We start from the raw sequence: 14,464 nt of genomic DNA on the forward strand, positions 1-14,464 counted from the left end.
TGGTCTTACTCCGTCAGGAAAAGACCAGCCCTCCTTGCGCCAAATCCTCGCGGATGGTTTCGATCTCGGCTTCGTCCGGCTCCACGAGGGGCAAACGGACAATCGAGTTGGGCAGGACTCCCTGCCATTTAAGAATTTGTTTGGCCGCGACGGCCCCTTGGACGCGGGTCATCGTTGCGCGCACTACGGGCTCAAGCTCCAGGTGGATCTTGCGTGCCGTTCCCAGGTCGTTCGCATTGACGGCGTCAATCAGTTCGCGGAAGCGGCGGGTGGCCACGTGGGTTGTGACGCCCACCAGACCCACTGCGCCAATCGCCATCCAGGGAAGGGTCAGTCCGTCGTCGCCGGAGTAAAAGAGGAGGTCCGTTTCAGCCATAACCCGTGAGGCAGCAGCGAAATCGGCTTTGGCGTCCTTGACGGCGACAATATTCGGGTGCTGGGCAAGACGGATCATTGTTTCGGGGTGGATGGGGATGGAAGAGCGGCCCGGGATGTCGTACACCATGACGGGGGCATCCGTTGATGAGGCGATCTTCTCGAAGTGTGCGCGGACGCCGCCCTGGCTGGGCTTGTTGTAGTACGGCGTGACGATCAGGAGGCCGTCAACCCCGAGGGCTGCAGCCTGCTGGGAAAGATGCACTGAATGGGCTGTGTCGTTGGTACCGGTGCCAGCAATGATGGCGGCGCGGCCTCCGACTGCGTCCTTGACGGCGCGGAACATTCCGAGGTTCTCCGCGTCAGTGAGGGTGGAGGTTTCCCCCGTGGTTCCGGTAACCACCAGGCCGTCGCAGCCGTCGTCGACCAGCTTGTTGGCGAGCTCTGCGGCCTGCTTATAGTCGACCTCACCGTCGGAAGTAAAAGGGGTGACCATAGCGGTCAGGAGGGTCCCGAAGCGGTGCGAGCGAATGTCAGAGTCAGCCATAGGAAAAACGTTACCTTGTCTGCGGCGTGTTAGAACAACGGCATCTGCGTGATGAACGTCAAACGGACTGCGAAGCGAGCGGTCTTGTGTCACTTTCCAAGGGGATTCGGAGGAGGTTCTGTTGCCGCCAGGAGGCTCCTAGACTGAGGCCATGATGCCGCAAGTCCGCTCTATACGCCTTGGTAGGGAGGTGTCGTTGGCGTGCCTGATGGAGGACCGCCAAGGGGACGTCGGTGGCCGCCCTGGTGACTTGCCTGACACCCCTCTGCTTCTTGTTCATGCCTGGACGGAATCCAGCGGCAGCTTTGATCGCTTGCGTCCGCTGCTGACGGGGCGGCGCGTGGTTGCCCCTGACCTTCGCGGGCACGGAGATTCAGACAAGACGGATTACGGCTATTCCCTGACCGAGGTCGCGGACGATCTGGCGGGACTTCTGGATGCTTTAGCGGTGTCCAAGGCCGCGGTCATCGGCTCCTCCAGCGGAGGGTATGTCGGCCAGCAGCTGGCCGTTTCGCATCCGGAGAAGGTCGCGGCCCTTGTCTTGATTGGCTCCCCGCTGAGCCTCCATGGAAGAACTGGTTTCGCCGATGAAGTTGACCACCTGACCGATCCTGTAGCTGAAGGCTGGGTGCGCGACTCCCTCTCCTGGTTCCCGCTTTTTCAGCCCGTTCCCGAGGATTACTTGGAGGACCGGGTCCGTGATGGCTGCAAGGTGCCGGCCCAGGTCTGGAAGAGCAGCCTCACTGGACTCGTTAGCGCCGTTCCCCCCACGGAGGCTGGAGAAATTCCTGTCCCCACCCTGATTCTCTGGGGCGGCAAGGACAACCTGCTTTCCCGTCAGGACGAGGAAACTTTGGCGCAGCGGATTCCGCAATCCCGGCTTCTGGTCTACGAACAGAGTGGGCACATGCTCCTCTGGGAGTTTCCGGAGCGGATTGCCTCTGACGTGAATCGTTTCCTGGCGGATCTCCCTGTCTGACACGCCTTCTGGCTGGTGGCTCTCCGACACCGCAGCCTCCGGCCAGCTGCCGATGAGGCCTGCTAATTGACGCGGTAACGTTCGATCGCACCGTGACGCAAGGTGGTGGTGAGCACCTCGGAGCCGATCCCGGCGGCCTGTTTTATAACGAGGCCGTCAGGCCCCCAGAATCCGCTGAGCCCACATGAGGTTCCGAGGTCCGTGATGCCTCCGAGATTGGCAACCAGCGTGAACATTCTGTTGTCCATGGCGCGGGCGCCCAGATGCAGACCCAGCCGGTGACTTTCGACATCGGTGTAGAGGGCAGAGACGGCATAAACATCGGCTCCCGCTTGGGCAGCAGAATCCGCGTGGGCAGGGTGCGCAGCGTCGTAGCAGATGGCGAGGGCCACCTTCCAGCCATCAACCTCGATTAACTTGACCCCATTGCCCGGCGTGAAGAGCTCCACTTCCGGCCCATGGAGCCGGGATTTGAAGGCGCGATCAATTGTTCCTTCAGGATGGATGCCGAGTGCGGCAAGCCTACGCGTACCGTTTTCCTCCACCAACGGGGCACCAATGACTGCTGTGATTCCCGTCCGACGACAGATCTCCCTGATCGGATCCAGGCGTCTGTCATCACCGGTGATCCACTGCTGCGGCTCTTGGAGCAGCGCCAGGGAGTAGCCGATAAGTGAGAGCTCGGGAAAAATGACAAACCTGGTGCCGTGAGAAGCGGCGTCTTCAATGAGCGCCACATGTTCAGGAACGTTGGCCGCCACACCCCCGTGGAGGGCTCGATACTGGACGACTGAGACGGTCAGAGGGGAAGTCACAACGCCAGTCTAGGTGGAACGCCCCCGGCGCCGTCCACTGTTGCCGGCACCGGCGTCCCTGCCCTCGTGAAGCGGCACGTCATCGCGCGAATCAGGCCCGCCGCAGTATCGCTGAACAGCCTCCTCCTTTAGGGACTCAGCCCACGCCGCGAGGCGTTGCGCGGCCCGGACATAATGGAAAAGCTCCGTGGGGGTCAGCGCCTCCACATCGGTCTCAGCCAGCCTCCGGGCAAGCTCAGCTCCCACTGGCTGCGCCGCCAACGCCATGCCTTCCCGGTTCCACTGGACATCCTCTGATGACTCACCGGCGACGAGCCGCCGGAACAAGAAGTCAACGACACCGGGACTCATGGCTTTGAGGACTCCTGACGGATCGGGCTCACGCCCAGGGAAGCGGCGTTCAGGAAAATCGCGATCAGAGAGACTGCGCTCAGGAAAAACCGGCTCCATAGGACTGCTCATGCCGTTCATGCTATTCGAACATATATTCGAAAACAAGTGCCACTTCCTGGCCGCGTCCCGAGCATCGACCGGACCTGCAGGGACGGGATGTGAGACGATCGGCTCATGACCTCCCGTGGCACCGCTGCAACCAGCCGGACCATCAAGCGCGGTCAGTCAACTGGCAGGCTGGCAGGTATTGACGCAGCCCGGGGCCTGGCGCTGCTCGGCATGATGGCCACCCATTTACTGCCGACCTTCGAGCGGACCGCGGCCCTGACCCCGACGTGGGTGGGCCTGACGTTTTCGGGCCGGGCGGCTGCGCTGTTTGCGGTGCTGGCAGGAATCGGGCTTGCCCTGTCCACAGGGAAAGAGCGCCCGCTGGCCGGGGACCAATTGTGGGCCGCGAGGCGCGGTGTGGCGCTAAGGGCGTTGGTGATCGCCGTCGTCGGCCTGTTCCTTGGGGGGCTGGAAGTCAACGTCGCCGTGATCCTGGTCCACTACGCATTATTGTTCCTGTGCGTGCTGCCATTCCTGGGAATGAGCCTGAAGCACCTTTGCATTATGGCTGGGACTTGGATCCTGGTCTCTCCCCTTGTTGCATTTATGCTGAGGCCCTGGCTCCTGTCGGCCTCCCCGCCCCTGCAGCTGGGACACAACCCAAAATGGGAGGATCTGGGGACGCCGGCCCAATTGCTGGGTGACCTGTTGTTCACGGGGTATTACCCAGTGCTCCAGTGGCTCAGCTACCTGCTCGTCGGCCTGGTCATCGGACGGCTCACCCTCACCAAAGCGGCGGTTCCCCTTCTGCTGCTGGCGATTGGAACCGGGGTTGCCGTCGTGGCCAAATGGTTCGGCGTGGTGATGATGAATGACTGGGGCGGCAAGGAAGCATTGCAGGACGTGATCAGGGACCCGTCGTATCCCCTGGACAGTGTGCTTCAGGTCAACCTGTCCGGCGTACAGCAGACCGGGTCGTGGTGGTGGCTCGCCTCGAGCGCTCCGCACTCGGCTACCACCTTGGACCTGCTTCACACCTCTGCAGTGGCGGCAGCAGTTGTTGGCGCGTGCCTCCTGCTGGGAAGGCTCGGCGAGTGGCTTGCCCTGGACCTTCTGCTCCCTTTGAGGGGCGCCGGAGCCATGACTCTGAGCCTTTACACAGCACACGTGTGGGTCGTCGCCGCCATGTACCGGCAAACTCTGCCACAGGGGTGGACCGAGGATGGCATGTACTTCGCCCATGCGGCCACTGCTGTGTTACTTGGCACCCTTTTCGCCATCCTCAAATGGCGGGGCCCACTTGAATGGGTTGCGCACGCGGCAAACCAAGTAGGCCGTTACGAGCCACCACGGGTCCAATAACCGGAGTCCGCGCAATAACCGCGGAACACCACCACCGAGCGGCCCCAACAGGCTCCACACGCCCGGAAACGCCCTGATAACCGAGCGCAGCGGCAGGCTAGCTGTATTGACCACGGACATTAGTGACGCTCGGCGTGGTTTGGTGACATGAAGAAGACCTCCGGGTGGAGTGGGGCTTGTCTAGAGTCCAATTCCACGCACGGAGGTCTTCATGTCCCACCCTAACGCTTTCCTCACCCCACGTGGCAGGCTGCACCTCACGCAATGTGTTGTTGAGCAGGGCTGGAGCCTGCGCCGCGCAGCTGAGCGGTTTCAGGTCTCGGTACCCACGGTTGCGCGCTGGGCACAGCGTTACCGCGAGCACGGTCCGGCCGCGATGACCGACCGTTCCAGCCGGCCGCACTCCTCGCCGCAACGGACCGCAAGGCGTACGGAGCGGCGGATCATTGCCGTGCGCGTGAACCGCCGGTGGGGTCCGGCAAGAATCGGGTATCTGCTGGGCATCCACCCCTCCACCGTGCACCGCGTCCTCTCCCGCTACCGGCTGGCGAAGCTGACCTGGCTGGACCGAGGCACAGGACGAGTGATCCGCCGCTACGAACACGCCCACCCCGGAGACCTGGTCCACGTTGACATCAAGAAACTCGGCAGGATCCCCGACGGCGGCGGGCACAGGGCCCTCGGCAGGGCCACCGGAATACAGAACAGGACCAGGACCCCGTCCAACCGAAGGCCCGGCTACCACTACCTCCACAACGCCGTCGATGACCATTCCCGCCTGGCCTACACCGAAATCCTCACCGACGAGACAAAGGAAACCGCAGCAGCGTTCTGGCAGCGAGCCAACGCGTGGTTCCAGTCCCGTGGCATCACGATCCAACGGGTTCTGACCGATAACGGAAACTGCTACCGGTCCCGCCTCTTCGCCGAGGCCTTGGGCCCGGATGTCAAGCACAAACGCACGCGCCCCTACCGGCCCCAAACCAACGGTAAAGTCGAACGGTTCAACCGCACCATGCTCGAGGAATGGGCCTACGCCCGCCCCTACCGATCAGAAACTGAGCGTGTTGCCGGATTCCCGGACTGGCTCCATGCCTACAATCACCACCGAGCCCACACTGCCCTCAAAGGTCAGACACCGGCCAGCCGCGTCACTAACCTCTCCGGTCAATACAGCTAGCCGGGTATCCCTCGGAACAGCTTCACGGCATCCCTCATGGACGCCCTGGCGCGTTTACGGTCCCCGGCCGCGTCATAGGCGCAACTCAGCCGGAACCACGAACGCCAGTCCCCAGGGGCGGCCTCAGCCTCTTCGCGGTACTTCTCGAACTCGACGTCGGCCGCTTCCCTGATGATCCGACCGGCAGGCGTGCGGGGAAGGTTGTCCTCCGGCAGCCCGCCTTCGGCTTCGAGGACCTTGGCCATCTGCTCCGTACGGGCGCCGAACATCAGTTCACGGATCAAAGCCCAGGCACCTATAACGGGAAGCACCAGGTAGCCGGCACCGATGGCCTTGGCAACAAGATTGGGATCACCCAGCAGCAGGACAGAGCGCTGGAACGCGACCACGAGGTAAAAGACGAGCAGGAGCGTGACAGCACCCACCCAGATCTTTGTGCGGTTTTTTCTTAGACTCACGAGGACGTTGGCCATTGCCGCTTAAAGCCCCAGATCCAGATAGCCGTCCAGCCCCACCGTCAGGCCAGGCTTGCCGCCGACGCCTCGGACGCCGAGCAGCACCCCGGGCATAAATGATGCCCGGTCGAACGAATCATGGCGTAAGGTCAGCTGCTCCCCCGGGCCGCCCAGCAGCACCTCCTGGTGAGCCACCAGGCCCCGCAGCCTTACGCTGTGCACCCGTACGCCGTCCACGTCGCAGCCGCGGGCCCCCTGGAGCTCCGAGGTCGTCGCATCGGGACTTGCAGAGACACCGGCTGCGTTCCGCTCGGCAGCGATCAACTGGGCGGTGCGGACTGCGGTACCCGACGGCGCATCCACCTTGTCCGGGTGGTGCAGTTCAATAATCTCCACTGACTCGAAGTACTTGGCGGCCTTGGCTGCGAAAGCGGAAGCAAGGACCGAACCGAGCGCGAAGTTTGGTGCGATAAGAACCCCGACACCAGGCTGGGCAGCCAGGAGGGTGCGAAGGGCGTCCAAGCGTTCGCCGTTCCAACCGGTGGTACCGACCACGGCATGCATCCCGTGTTCGACGGCGAACCGGACGTTTGCCTCAGTGCTCTCAGGAACAGTCAGGTCCACTACAACTGCGGCACCCGAGTCAATGAGCGAGTCCAGGGAATCCTTGCGTCCCAACGCTGCGACGAGCTTCAGGTCCGGGGCGGCTTCGATTGCCTTAACGGCTTCGGCGCCCATGCGCCCGTTCGCGCCCAGGACGGCGACTGCGAGTTGTTCGGTCATGGCGTTAACCCTACCGCCGGGCATCAGGCCCCTGCGCCCACCCATTCAACAGTCCCGTCACTGAAAAACTGTTCCTTCCAAATGGGAACCTGTTCCTTGATCCTGTCCACCAGTTCCGAACACACCGCGAACGCCTGGCCTCTATGGGCCGCTGAAACGGCGCAGACCAGGGCGGGGTCGCCGATTTCCAGGGTTCCTACCCGGTGGGCGGCCCAGATCCGCACGGCTGGCCCCTCCGCGTCAGCGGAATACTCTGCAACAAGCTGCGCGACGACCTCGGTCATTACCTGGTGGGCCGTGGGGTGGGCGCTGTAGCTGAGCCGCTCAACCGCCTTGCCGCCGTCGTGGTTCCGTACCACTCCGCTGAAGCTGACCACTGCGCCGGCTGTATCCGATTCAACAGCGGCGATGGCCTGATCCACCGAAATGGGTTGCTCGCTCAAGACGGCATGTACCACCTCGAAGCCGGATTCAATGCCCATTGCTTCCCTCCAATTGATCACAGAGGTGCCCGATGACCGGATCAAGCACCGTTAATCCGTCCATAACGCCTTTCGGCGATCCCGGCAGGTTCACGATGAATGTTGATCCTGCCGCCCCGGCATAGCCGCGGCTCAACATGGCCATGGGCGTCTTCGCGCGGCCGGCCTGCCGCATGCCCTCCATGATTCCCGGGATTTCACGATCCAGCAGGGGAAGGGTCATCTCGGGGGTGAGGTCGTCGGCGTTGAGTCCTGTGCCACCGCTGGTAATGACGACGGCGGGCCGCTGGGTCAGCAGCGCGCGAATAGCCGCTCCCACGGGTTCCCCGTCCGGAACCACCATTGCAGGGAAGGGCTCAAAGCCGTGTTCTGTCAACCAATCAATGATGACCGGCCCCGTTTCATCCTGGTACATGCCCGCCGCGGCTCTCGTTGAGGCGATGACGACACCGGCCTTCCGTCCGATGACGTCTCCGTGGCGATGTGGGTCGGAAGTGTTCACAGTGCCCAGTCCCCGCTCTTGCCGCCGCTTTTGGCTAGCACTTTGATGTCTGTCAGGACAGCGTGCTTGTCCACCGCTTTGATCATGTCATAAACGCTGAGGGCGGCTACCGACGCCGCCGTAAGGGCTTCCATTTCGACGCCGGTGACCCCTCGGGTCCGGACCGTCGAGAACACGATCACTGAGTCCTCTGCCAATTCGAAATCCACCGTCACTTTGGAGATGGGCAAGGGGTGGCACAGCGGAATGAGCTCAGGCGTCTTTTTTGCCGCCATGATCCCGGCCACCCGGGCAACCGCCAGGGCGTCGCCCTTGGGCAGGCCTCCGGACCCAAGGAGTGACAGCACTTCGGCGGTGCTGCGGACGGTGGCCGTGGCTGTTGCCTCGCGGGTCGTTTCGGCCTTCGCTGAAACATCCACCATCTGGGCGGTTCCGTCGCTGCGCAGATGGGTCAGGGCGGTGGCGTTGTCTTGATCGTTCACAGGATCCATACTTCCACTTCTGCGCCTTCGGCGAGCGCCGCGGTCCCTTCAGGGATATGCACCAGGGCATTGGAATGGGCCAGGGCATGGACGAGGTGGGACGACGGGCCGCCCTCGAGCCTGACCGTGCCGTCAGCGAGGAAAGTGCCCCGGCGGACCTGGTGCTTCCCTTCAGGCGAGGTGAGCGGATCCGCCAGCCGGGCCTTGACCGCCGGGCGCGCGGCCGGTGCGCCGAGCAACGAGGTCAGCACAGGCCTGAGGAACATCTCGAAGGAGACCAGGCAACTGACAGGGTTCCCGGGAAACCCCAGGAAGGGAACGCCGTCGAAGCTTCCTATACCCTGTGGACCGCCGGGTTGCATCGCGACGTGGAGAAACTCAACGTCGCGATCCTCCATGGCCTGGCGGACCACTTCGTACGCGCCCTTGCTGACGCCTCCGGTAGAAACAATGAGGTCCATCCCCTGGGAATGTTCGCGCAGCAGTGCTTGCAGTTCCCGTGGATCGTCCGTGGCGATTCCGGTGCGGGTCACATGAAGGCCGGCTTGCCTCATCGAGGCAGCCAGAAGGGTTCCGTTGGCGTCATAGATTTTCCCGGGTTCAAGCGGATTTCCAGGCTCGACTACTTCGTCCCCCGTGGTGATCAACAGCACCGTCACCGGCGAATGCACCTCCACCTCCGCCATACCCAGTCCGGCTAGGAGTCCCAGCTGTCCCGGTCCCAGATGCGTTCCCGCAGAAAGGGCCAGCTGGCCTGCAGCGACATCACTGCCAGCGATGCGGACGAAAGTCCCTGCCACCGTGGCGGGCAAGCGGACCAAAGCGTCAGCACCTGGGACGGGAAAGGAATCGGGAACTGCCCGCTCAATGGGCACGACGGCGTCGGCCCCCGCGGGCATCATGGCCCCGGTCATGATGGGGACGGCCGTTCCGGGCTCAAGGATCGATGCGCCGGCACCTGCCGGAACAGGAGCTGCCACCCGCAGTTCAGCGCCGCCCGGAGGAACGTCAGCAGTGCGGATGGCAAACCCATCCATCTGGGAATTTGGGAACGGCGGAAGGTCAAGGGGTGCGTGGACGTCGCCGGCGAGCGCCCGGCCCAACGCCTCCAGGAGGGGGAGGCGTTCTGTCCGGCCGGAGGACGTGAGCGGTTTCAGCAGATCCTTGACTGCTGATCTGTGCGCCTCGACAGATCTGTGCCCCTCCACAGATCTGTGCCCCTCCACACTGCTGTGCCGGTGCCGGGTGGAGTCCATTGTCCTGCCTTCGGTGAGAGCTGCTACGACGTCACGACCACTCTAACCGTGTGATAGCCGGTAGCGCCGTCGGGGGCGACGGGCCGGCGTTCTTCTACCTGCACACCACCGTCAAGATCGGTTGCACGAACCTGGACCTCGTACTGCCCCGGCGTGAACTCCAGGGGCAACTGCCATTGGTACCACGTATTGCGGGAAATCCCCGGGGCCAACTGGGCTTCCTGCCACTCCCCCCGGTTCACACGGAGCTCCACCTTGCTTATCCCCGTGTGCTGGGCCCACGCTACGCCAGCGAAGATGGTGGCGCCCGCCTTCACCACCCTGTCCCTAGTGGGCACATCGATCCGGGACGACATCTTGATGGGACCCCGTTCGCTCCAGCCCCTTGGAGTCCAGTATCCGACGTCGTCCGCGAACCTGGTCACCTTCAGTTCCGTGAGCCATTTGGTGGCCGAAACATAGCCGTAGAGCCCCGGGACGATCATCCGGACCGGGAACCCGTGCTCCAGTGGCAGAGGCTCCCCGTTCATGCCTACCGCCAGAAGGGAATCCCTGCTGTCCGTCAGTGCATCCAGTGGAGTCCCCGCCGTCCACCCATCCGCGCTCCGGGACAGCACCATATCGGCGCCGCTCTTGACCCCGGCCATCAACAGCAACTCACGCACGGGCCATCCAAGCCACAAGGCGTTGCCGATGAGATCCCCACCCACTTCATTGGAAACACAGGCGATGGTCACATGACGTTCAACCAGCGGCTTGGCCAGAAGCTCAGCAAAATTCAGCTGAACCTCCCGCTCCACCATTCCCGTGACTTTGAGGGTCCAGGCGTCGGCATCCAGCACAGGCACCCGCAAGGCGGTGTCTATCCGATAAAAGTCGGCATTCGGCGTCACAAGCGGGCCGACTCCGTCCACGGCCACCTCGGCCCCGGTCGGTATCGGCGGAGCTGCGGAGCGCGGCGGGGGAAGGTTCAGCTTCCGCCGCACGTCATTCACCCCGACGACAGCCCCGCTCAGAATCGCTCCGAGCACGCCCCCGCCAGCCGCAAAGGCTCCTCCCCATCCAAGACCCTGCAGAAACCGGCGCCTGGAAGGCTGTCCGGAAATCCGTTCCGCCGCCTCCCAATCCCGTAGTTGCTGAATGAACCGGCGCAGGAGCACGACGCCCAGAACAGCCGCGACCAGAGGCCCGGCAAGCGCTTGTTCGCTGAATTGAGCACGGCTCAGCACTGCGAGCAATCCCACCACGCCGAAGATGCCGATCAGCCATACGCCTGCGAAACGCCGCCGCCGCTCCACGACTCCGGCCACAGCCGCAAGCACAGCAATGATCACCATCATGCCGATCAGCAGTGCAAGCTTGTCCGCGGTTCCGAACACCGCTATCGCCCAATCCTTGACGGGCGGAGGAACGGCATCAATAACCGCCCCGCCCACCGCTGTCATGGGAGTCAGGGAGGGACTAAGGAAACCGGCTACCAGCTCGCCACCCGCCACACCTGCTCCGATGGCCACGATGCCCGCTGCAGCCGCCCATCGCTCAGGCCTTTCCATGCGAGCCTCCTTGATTTCCGTCCCCCGGCAATCCCACCGGCTTCAAGCCCTCTGCCGGTATCCGAAGGGAGAATCGGCAGCCCTCCCCCATGTTGTGCACTGTTACCGTGCCACCATGTGACCGCACAATCCCTGCCACCATGCTCAATCCGACCCCCGCCCCGCTGTATGGCGTGCGTTGATTCTCTTCAGTGCCCGTGACTGTGCCGTCGTCGTGCCCGGCACGACTCCGGGCAAGATCCTTCTGCCACCCGGTCTCGAAAACGTGCTTCAGGTCCTCTTCGGCTATCCCGCCGCAGCTGTCCCTGACAGAGACCATTGCATCCTGACCCTCACGGCCAACCTCAACATGCACCAGTGAGTCCCTGGGGCTGTAAAGAATCGCATTGAGGACGAGGTTGCGGATGGCCCGACCCATCGACGGACCGTCCGCGACGGCAAGGCACTCGCGTTCCCCTCCGCCGTCGAGCGTTATATTCCTTTGGGCAGCCAACGGAGCGAGGTCCGCGATGGCATCACTGGCAAGGTCATACAGGTCCAGTGGCTCGGAAGTCAGCTGCAGGGTACCGGCCTGTATCTTGGAGAGTTCCAGGAGATCATTGACCATTCCTGCCATCTGATCCGTCTGGGAGATGATTTGGCGATGGTAGGTGTCCGGCTCCTCTGCCATTCCGTCCTCCAGCGCTTCGGCCATGGCGCGCATGCTGGCCAGCGGAGTGCGAAGGTCGTGGGAAATCCAGGAGACCAGCTCACGGCGCGATTTTTCCACGGCTGCCTCGCGCTGACGGGATTCCTCCAGTCTCTTGCTGCTCAGCTGCAGTTCGTCGGCGAGCGCTGCCAGCTCGGAGCTCATCACGGGAATGGCTGTGCCGGCCTTCTTGCCGCGGCCAAGATCACGGGCGGCGTCAGCCAGCGCGCGTGCGTTCCGTGATACCCGTGCCCCCAGCATCAAGGACATGGCTACGGCGACGACGGCGGCAATGGCCAGGATGTACCACATCACTTCGAGGTCGCGGGCGGATATGAACATCGCGTTGAAGGCACTGACCACGCCCGCCGTCAACACTGCGACGGTCGCAAGAACGGCGACGGAAATCTGAATGGCGAGGGAAGTCCGGCGCAGGGACCTGAGGACCAGCATGGAGGCACCACCGATCACGACCGCCCAGAGCAAGGCCCAGGCGACAATGCCGAACAGCTCAGCGGCCTGCATCTGCAACACCCTCGTCGCGGGCCAGTCTAGGCTCACTGTCGGCTGAGGGATCCAGCCTGTAGCCCACCCCCCAAACCGTCTTGAGGAGCGTTGGCCGGGCAGGGTCGCGTTCAATCTTTTCCCGGAGCCGCCGCACATGCACCGTGACGGTGGAAAGATCGCCAAAGTCCCATCCCCACACGGCACGGATGAGGTCCTCCCGGTTGAAGGCCTGGTTCGGCCGGCGCAGGAAGAAGGCCAATAAGTCGAACTCCCTGACAGTGAGCGTAAGAGGCCGGCCGTTATGCGTCACGGTGCGGGCCGCCGGATTGAGATCAAATCCGCCAATTTCAACGGGAGGTTCCGGAGTGAAGGCCTGGATGCTGCGCCGGAGGACGGATTTGACCCTCAGCACCAGCTCCCGGGGTGAGAAGGGCTTGGTCATGTAGTCGTCCGCCCCGGCTTCAAGGCCCAAAATACGGTCATCTTCGGTCCCCAGGGCGGTAAGCATGATGACAGGCACTTCCATGCTTTGCCTGAGCCGGCGGCATACCTCCACGCCGTCCAGGCCGGGCAGCATGCGATCCAGGATAACCAGGTCCGGATTCCGCTCGGACGCCAACCGCAAAGCGGTAAAGCCGTCCCCCGCGACGTCCACCTGGAATCCGGACTGCAGCAGATAATTCCGAACGACATCCGCGAGGATCTGTTCGTCTTCGACAAGGAGGATACGCCGATTGCCTGTTTCGGCCGGACTCCCGCTTTCGTGGGCCGGCACCGGGAACTTGGTCACGTCTTCAGCATAGGTTCGCGTTCACTGCCCGGCATCCGTTTCAGCACCTGGAGGGCCAACCGTTGGGATTCCGTAAGATCCATGGAAGTCACAGGCGTGATGGATGCCCCTCTGGTGGCGTAGCCTGATTTCATGAGTGTTCAGCTAGGCATGCCGCAGCCGCGCGAAGGTGGCTCCGGTCCGGGTGACCGGGCGACTCTGCCCCGCGCCCGTCCGGTCGGTCTCGCACCCGGCCTGGTGGACCGCTACGGCCGCCGTGCCACCGACATGCGGTTGTCCCTGACGGATAAATGCAACCTGCGGTGCACCTACTGCATGCCCGCAGAAGGCCTCGAATGGCTGGCAAAGCAGGCGGTGATGACCGCAGAGGAAATCGTCCGCATTGTCCGGGTCGGCGTCGACCACCTCGGAGTCCGTGAACTTCGCCTCACCGGCGGGGAGCCCCTGGTCCGGGCCGACCTGGTCGACATCATCTCCGCCCTTCGAAAGGCACATCCGGAACTCCCCATTTCGATGACCACCAACGGCGTGGGGCTGGACAAGAAGGCCCCTGCCTTGAAGTCGGCCGGGCTTTCCCGTATCAACGTCTCCCTCGATTCGCTCCACGAAGAGACTTTCGCCCAGCTGACCCGCCGCCCGTTCCTGGACAGGGTGCTCGCCGGGGTGGACGCCGCATGGGCTGCCGGGCTGGGGCCCGTGAAGCTCAATGCCGTCCTGATGCGCGGGATCAACGACGAAGAATCCCCGTCGTTGCTCGCATGGGCACTTGAACGCGGCTACGAGCTGCGTTTCATCGAACAGATGCCTCTTGACGCCGACCACGGGTGGACCCGCCGGAACATGATCACGGCCGCGGAAATCCGCGAACTGCTTTCGGTGGATTACGTCCTGGGTCCGGACCCGCGTGCGCGGGACGGGGCTCCCGCCGAACGCTTTGAAGTACGACGGCGGGACACTGGTTCCGGTGATGCCACCGGTCCCGTGCTGGGCACTGTCGGAATCATCGCCTCTGTCACCGAGCCCTTCTGTTCAGATTGCCGCCGGACGCGCATCACTGCCGAGGGCAAAATCATGAGCTGCCTGTTCTCGCGGGAGGAGTTTGACCTCTTGGGGCTCTTGCGGGCAGGTGCCACTGATCAACAGCTCGCCGAACGGTGGCAGGACGCGATGTGGCTCAAGCCCAAGGCGCACGGCATGGATCATGTAGGACTCGACGCCCCGGACTTCGTCCAACCGGACCGCAGCATGAGCGCCATCGGAGGCTGAA

The 14,464-nt window shown here is 63.4% G+C and carries 16 protein-coding genes; 4 read left to right on the forward strand and 12 right to left on the reverse strand.

Annotation, left to right across the window (positions count from 1 at the left end; translation table 11 throughout):
• Positions 1-13: 13 nt before the first annotated feature.
• Complete coding sequence (dapA, locus tag M1D88_RS11275) at positions 14-922, reverse strand: 4-hydroxy-tetrahydrodipicolinate synthase (RefSeq protein WP_458110964.1); 909 nt, start codon at positions 920-922, stop codon at positions 14-16.
• Between the two features lie 151 nt (positions 923-1,073).
• Between dapA and M1D88_RS11280 the strand changes: the two genes are divergently transcribed.
• Positions 1,074-1,901, forward strand: a complete 828-nt coding sequence (locus tag M1D88_RS11280) for an alpha/beta fold hydrolase (protein ID WP_458110965.1) — start codon at positions 1,074-1,076, stop codon at positions 1,899-1,901.
• A gap of 62 nt (positions 1,902-1,963) precedes the next feature.
• Here M1D88_RS11280 and M1D88_RS11285 read toward each other — a convergent pair whose 3' ends face one another.
• Together M1D88_RS11285 and M1D88_RS11290 are read right to left on the reverse strand one after the other, a co-directional pair.
• Positions 1,964-2,716 (reverse strand): carbon-nitrogen hydrolase family protein, encoded by a 753-nt coding sequence (locus M1D88_RS11285; RefSeq protein ID WP_458110966.1) that lies wholly within the window; start codon positions 2,714-2,716, stop codon positions 1,964-1,966.
• A gap of 9 nt (positions 2,717-2,725) precedes the next feature.
• Positions 2,726-3,178 (reverse strand): hypothetical protein, encoded by a 453-nt coding sequence (locus M1D88_RS11290; RefSeq protein WP_458110967.1) that lies wholly within the window; start codon positions 3,176-3,178, stop codon positions 2,726-2,728.
• A gap of 105 nt (positions 3,179-3,283) precedes the next feature.
• Between M1D88_RS11290 and M1D88_RS11295 the strand changes: the two genes are divergently transcribed.
• Both M1D88_RS11295 and M1D88_RS11300 read left to right on the forward strand, forming a co-directional pair.
• Complete coding sequence (locus tag M1D88_RS11295; protein ID WP_458110968.1) at positions 3,284-4,519, forward strand: heparan-alpha-glucosaminide N-acetyltransferase domain-containing protein; 1,236 nt, start codon at positions 3,284-3,286, stop codon at positions 4,517-4,519.
• A gap of 211 nt (positions 4,520-4,730) precedes the next feature.
• The gene (locus tag M1D88_RS11300) at positions 4,731-5,699 is read left to right on the forward strand and encodes an IS481 family transposase (RefSeq protein ID WP_458110969.1); all 969 of its coding nucleotides are present in this window, start codon (positions 4,731-4,733) and stop codon (positions 5,697-5,699) included.
• Here M1D88_RS11300 and M1D88_RS11305 read toward each other — a convergent pair.
• From M1D88_RS11305 to M1D88_RS11345, 9 genes are read right to left on the reverse strand one after another with little or no spacing between them, the layout of a single operon-like run.
• Positions 5,696-6,172, reverse strand: coding sequence for a hypothetical protein (locus tag M1D88_RS11305; protein WP_458110970.1), 477 nt, complete (start codon positions 6,170-6,172; stop codon positions 5,696-5,698). The genes M1D88_RS11300 and M1D88_RS11305 overlap by 4 nt on opposite strands.
• Positions 6,173-6,178: 6 nt before the next feature.
• Positions 6,179-6,937 (reverse strand): 4-hydroxy-tetrahydrodipicolinate reductase, encoded by a 759-nt coding sequence (dapB, locus tag M1D88_RS11310; RefSeq protein WP_458110971.1) that lies wholly within the window; start codon positions 6,935-6,937, stop codon positions 6,179-6,181.
• A 23-nt stretch (positions 6,938-6,960) separates the two neighbouring features.
• The gene (locus tag M1D88_RS11315) at positions 6,961-7,419 is read right to left on the reverse strand and encodes a molybdenum cofactor biosynthesis protein MoaE (RefSeq protein WP_458110972.1); all 459 of its coding nucleotides are present in this window, start codon (positions 7,417-7,419) and stop codon (positions 6,961-6,963) included.
• A complete protein-coding gene (locus M1D88_RS11320) occupies positions 7,409-7,921 on the reverse strand; it encodes a MogA/MoaB family molybdenum cofactor biosynthesis protein (protein WP_458110973.1) in 513 nt (170 codons plus the stop codon). Before M1D88_RS11320 ends, M1D88_RS11315 begins: the two co-directional genes overlap by 11 nt.
• Positions 7,918-8,412, reverse strand: a complete 495-nt coding sequence (gene moaC, locus M1D88_RS11325) for a cyclic pyranopterin monophosphate synthase MoaC (protein ID WP_458110974.1) — start codon at positions 8,410-8,412, stop codon at positions 7,918-7,920. Before moaC ends, M1D88_RS11320 begins: the two co-directional genes overlap by 4 nt.
• On the reverse strand, positions 8,400-9,659 hold the full coding sequence (locus M1D88_RS11330) for a molybdopterin molybdotransferase MoeA (protein WP_458110975.1): 1,260 nt from the start codon (positions 9,657-9,659) through the stop codon (positions 8,400-8,402). The genes moaC and M1D88_RS11330 overlap by 13 nt, the downstream gene beginning before the upstream one ends.
• 23 nt (positions 9,660-9,682) lie before the next feature.
• Complete coding sequence (locus M1D88_RS11335; protein ID WP_458110976.1) at positions 9,683-11,212, reverse strand: molybdopterin-dependent oxidoreductase; 1,530 nt, start codon at positions 11,210-11,212, stop codon at positions 9,683-9,685.
• Positions 11,199-12,425 (reverse strand): sensor histidine kinase, encoded by a 1,227-nt coding sequence (locus M1D88_RS11340; protein ID WP_458110977.1) that lies wholly within the window; start codon positions 12,423-12,425, stop codon positions 11,199-11,201. The genes M1D88_RS11335 and M1D88_RS11340 overlap by 14 nt, the downstream gene beginning before the upstream one ends.
• Positions 12,412-13,197 carry a response regulator transcription factor gene (locus tag M1D88_RS11345; RefSeq protein ID WP_458110978.1) on the reverse strand — a complete coding sequence of 262 codons (786 nt, stop codon included), beginning with the start codon at positions 13,195-13,197 and terminating at the stop codon, positions 12,412-12,414. Before M1D88_RS11345 ends, M1D88_RS11340 begins: the two co-directional genes overlap by 14 nt.
• A 132-nt stretch (positions 13,198-13,329) precedes the next feature.
• Between M1D88_RS11345 and moaA the strand changes: the two genes are divergently transcribed.
• On the forward strand, positions 13,330-14,463 hold the full coding sequence (gene moaA / locus M1D88_RS11350; protein WP_458110979.1) for a GTP 3',8-cyclase MoaA: 1,134 nt from the start codon (positions 13,330-13,332) through the stop codon (positions 14,461-14,463).
• The last annotated feature ends 1 nt before the right edge of the window (position 14,464 follow it).

The sequence above is a fragment of the Arthrobacter sp. R1-13 genome (assembly GCF_054161475.1).

Bases quoted from the DNA above. Each gene is read 5' to 3' on its own strand.
- M1D88_RS11335 (WP_458110976.1), bottom strand. From the start codon at position 11,212: ATGGAAAGGCCTGAGCGATGGGCGGCTGCAGCGGGCATCGTGGCCATC.
- M1D88_RS11295 (WP_458110968.1), top strand. From the start codon at position 3,284: ATGACCTCCCGTGGCACCGCTGCAACCAGCCGGACCATCAAGCGCGGT.
- moaA (WP_458110979.1), top strand. From the start codon at position 13,330: ATGAGTGTTCAGCTAGGCATGCCGCAGCCGCGCGAAGGTGGCTCCGGT.
- M1D88_RS11330 (WP_458110975.1), bottom strand. From the start codon at position 9,659: ATGGACTCCACCCGGCACCGGCACAGCAGTGTGGAGGGGCACAGATCT.
- dapB (WP_458110971.1), bottom strand. From the start codon at position 6,937: ATGACCGAACAACTCGCAGTCGCCGTCCTGGGCGCGAACGGGCGCATG.
- M1D88_RS11280 (WP_458110965.1), top strand. From the start codon at position 1,074: ATGATGCCGCAAGTCCGCTCTATACGCCTTGGTAGGGAGGTGTCGTTG.
- moaC (WP_458110974.1), bottom strand. From the start codon at position 8,412: ATGGATCCTGTGAACGATCAAGACAACGCCACCGCCCTGACCCATCTG.
- M1D88_RS11305 (WP_458110970.1), bottom strand. From the start codon at position 6,172: ATGGCCAACGTCCTCGTGAGTCTAAGAAAAAACCGCACAAAGATCTGG.
- dapA (WP_458110964.1), bottom strand. From the start codon at position 922: ATGGCTGACTCTGACATTCGCTCGCACCGCTTCGGGACCCTCCTGACC.
- M1D88_RS11300 (WP_458110969.1), top strand. From the start codon at position 4,731: ATGTCCCACCCTAACGCTTTCCTCACCCCACGTGGCAGGCTGCACCTC.
- M1D88_RS11315 (WP_458110972.1), bottom strand. From the start codon at position 7,419: ATGGGCATTGAATCCGGCTTCGAGGTGGTACATGCCGTCTTGAGCGAG.
- M1D88_RS11290 (WP_458110967.1), bottom strand. From the start codon at position 3,178: ATGAGCAGTCCTATGGAGCCGGTTTTTCCTGAGCGCAGTCTCTCTGAT.
- M1D88_RS11340 (WP_458110977.1), bottom strand. From the start codon at position 12,425: ATGCAGGCCGCTGAGCTGTTCGGCATTGTCGCCTGGGCCTTGCTCTGG.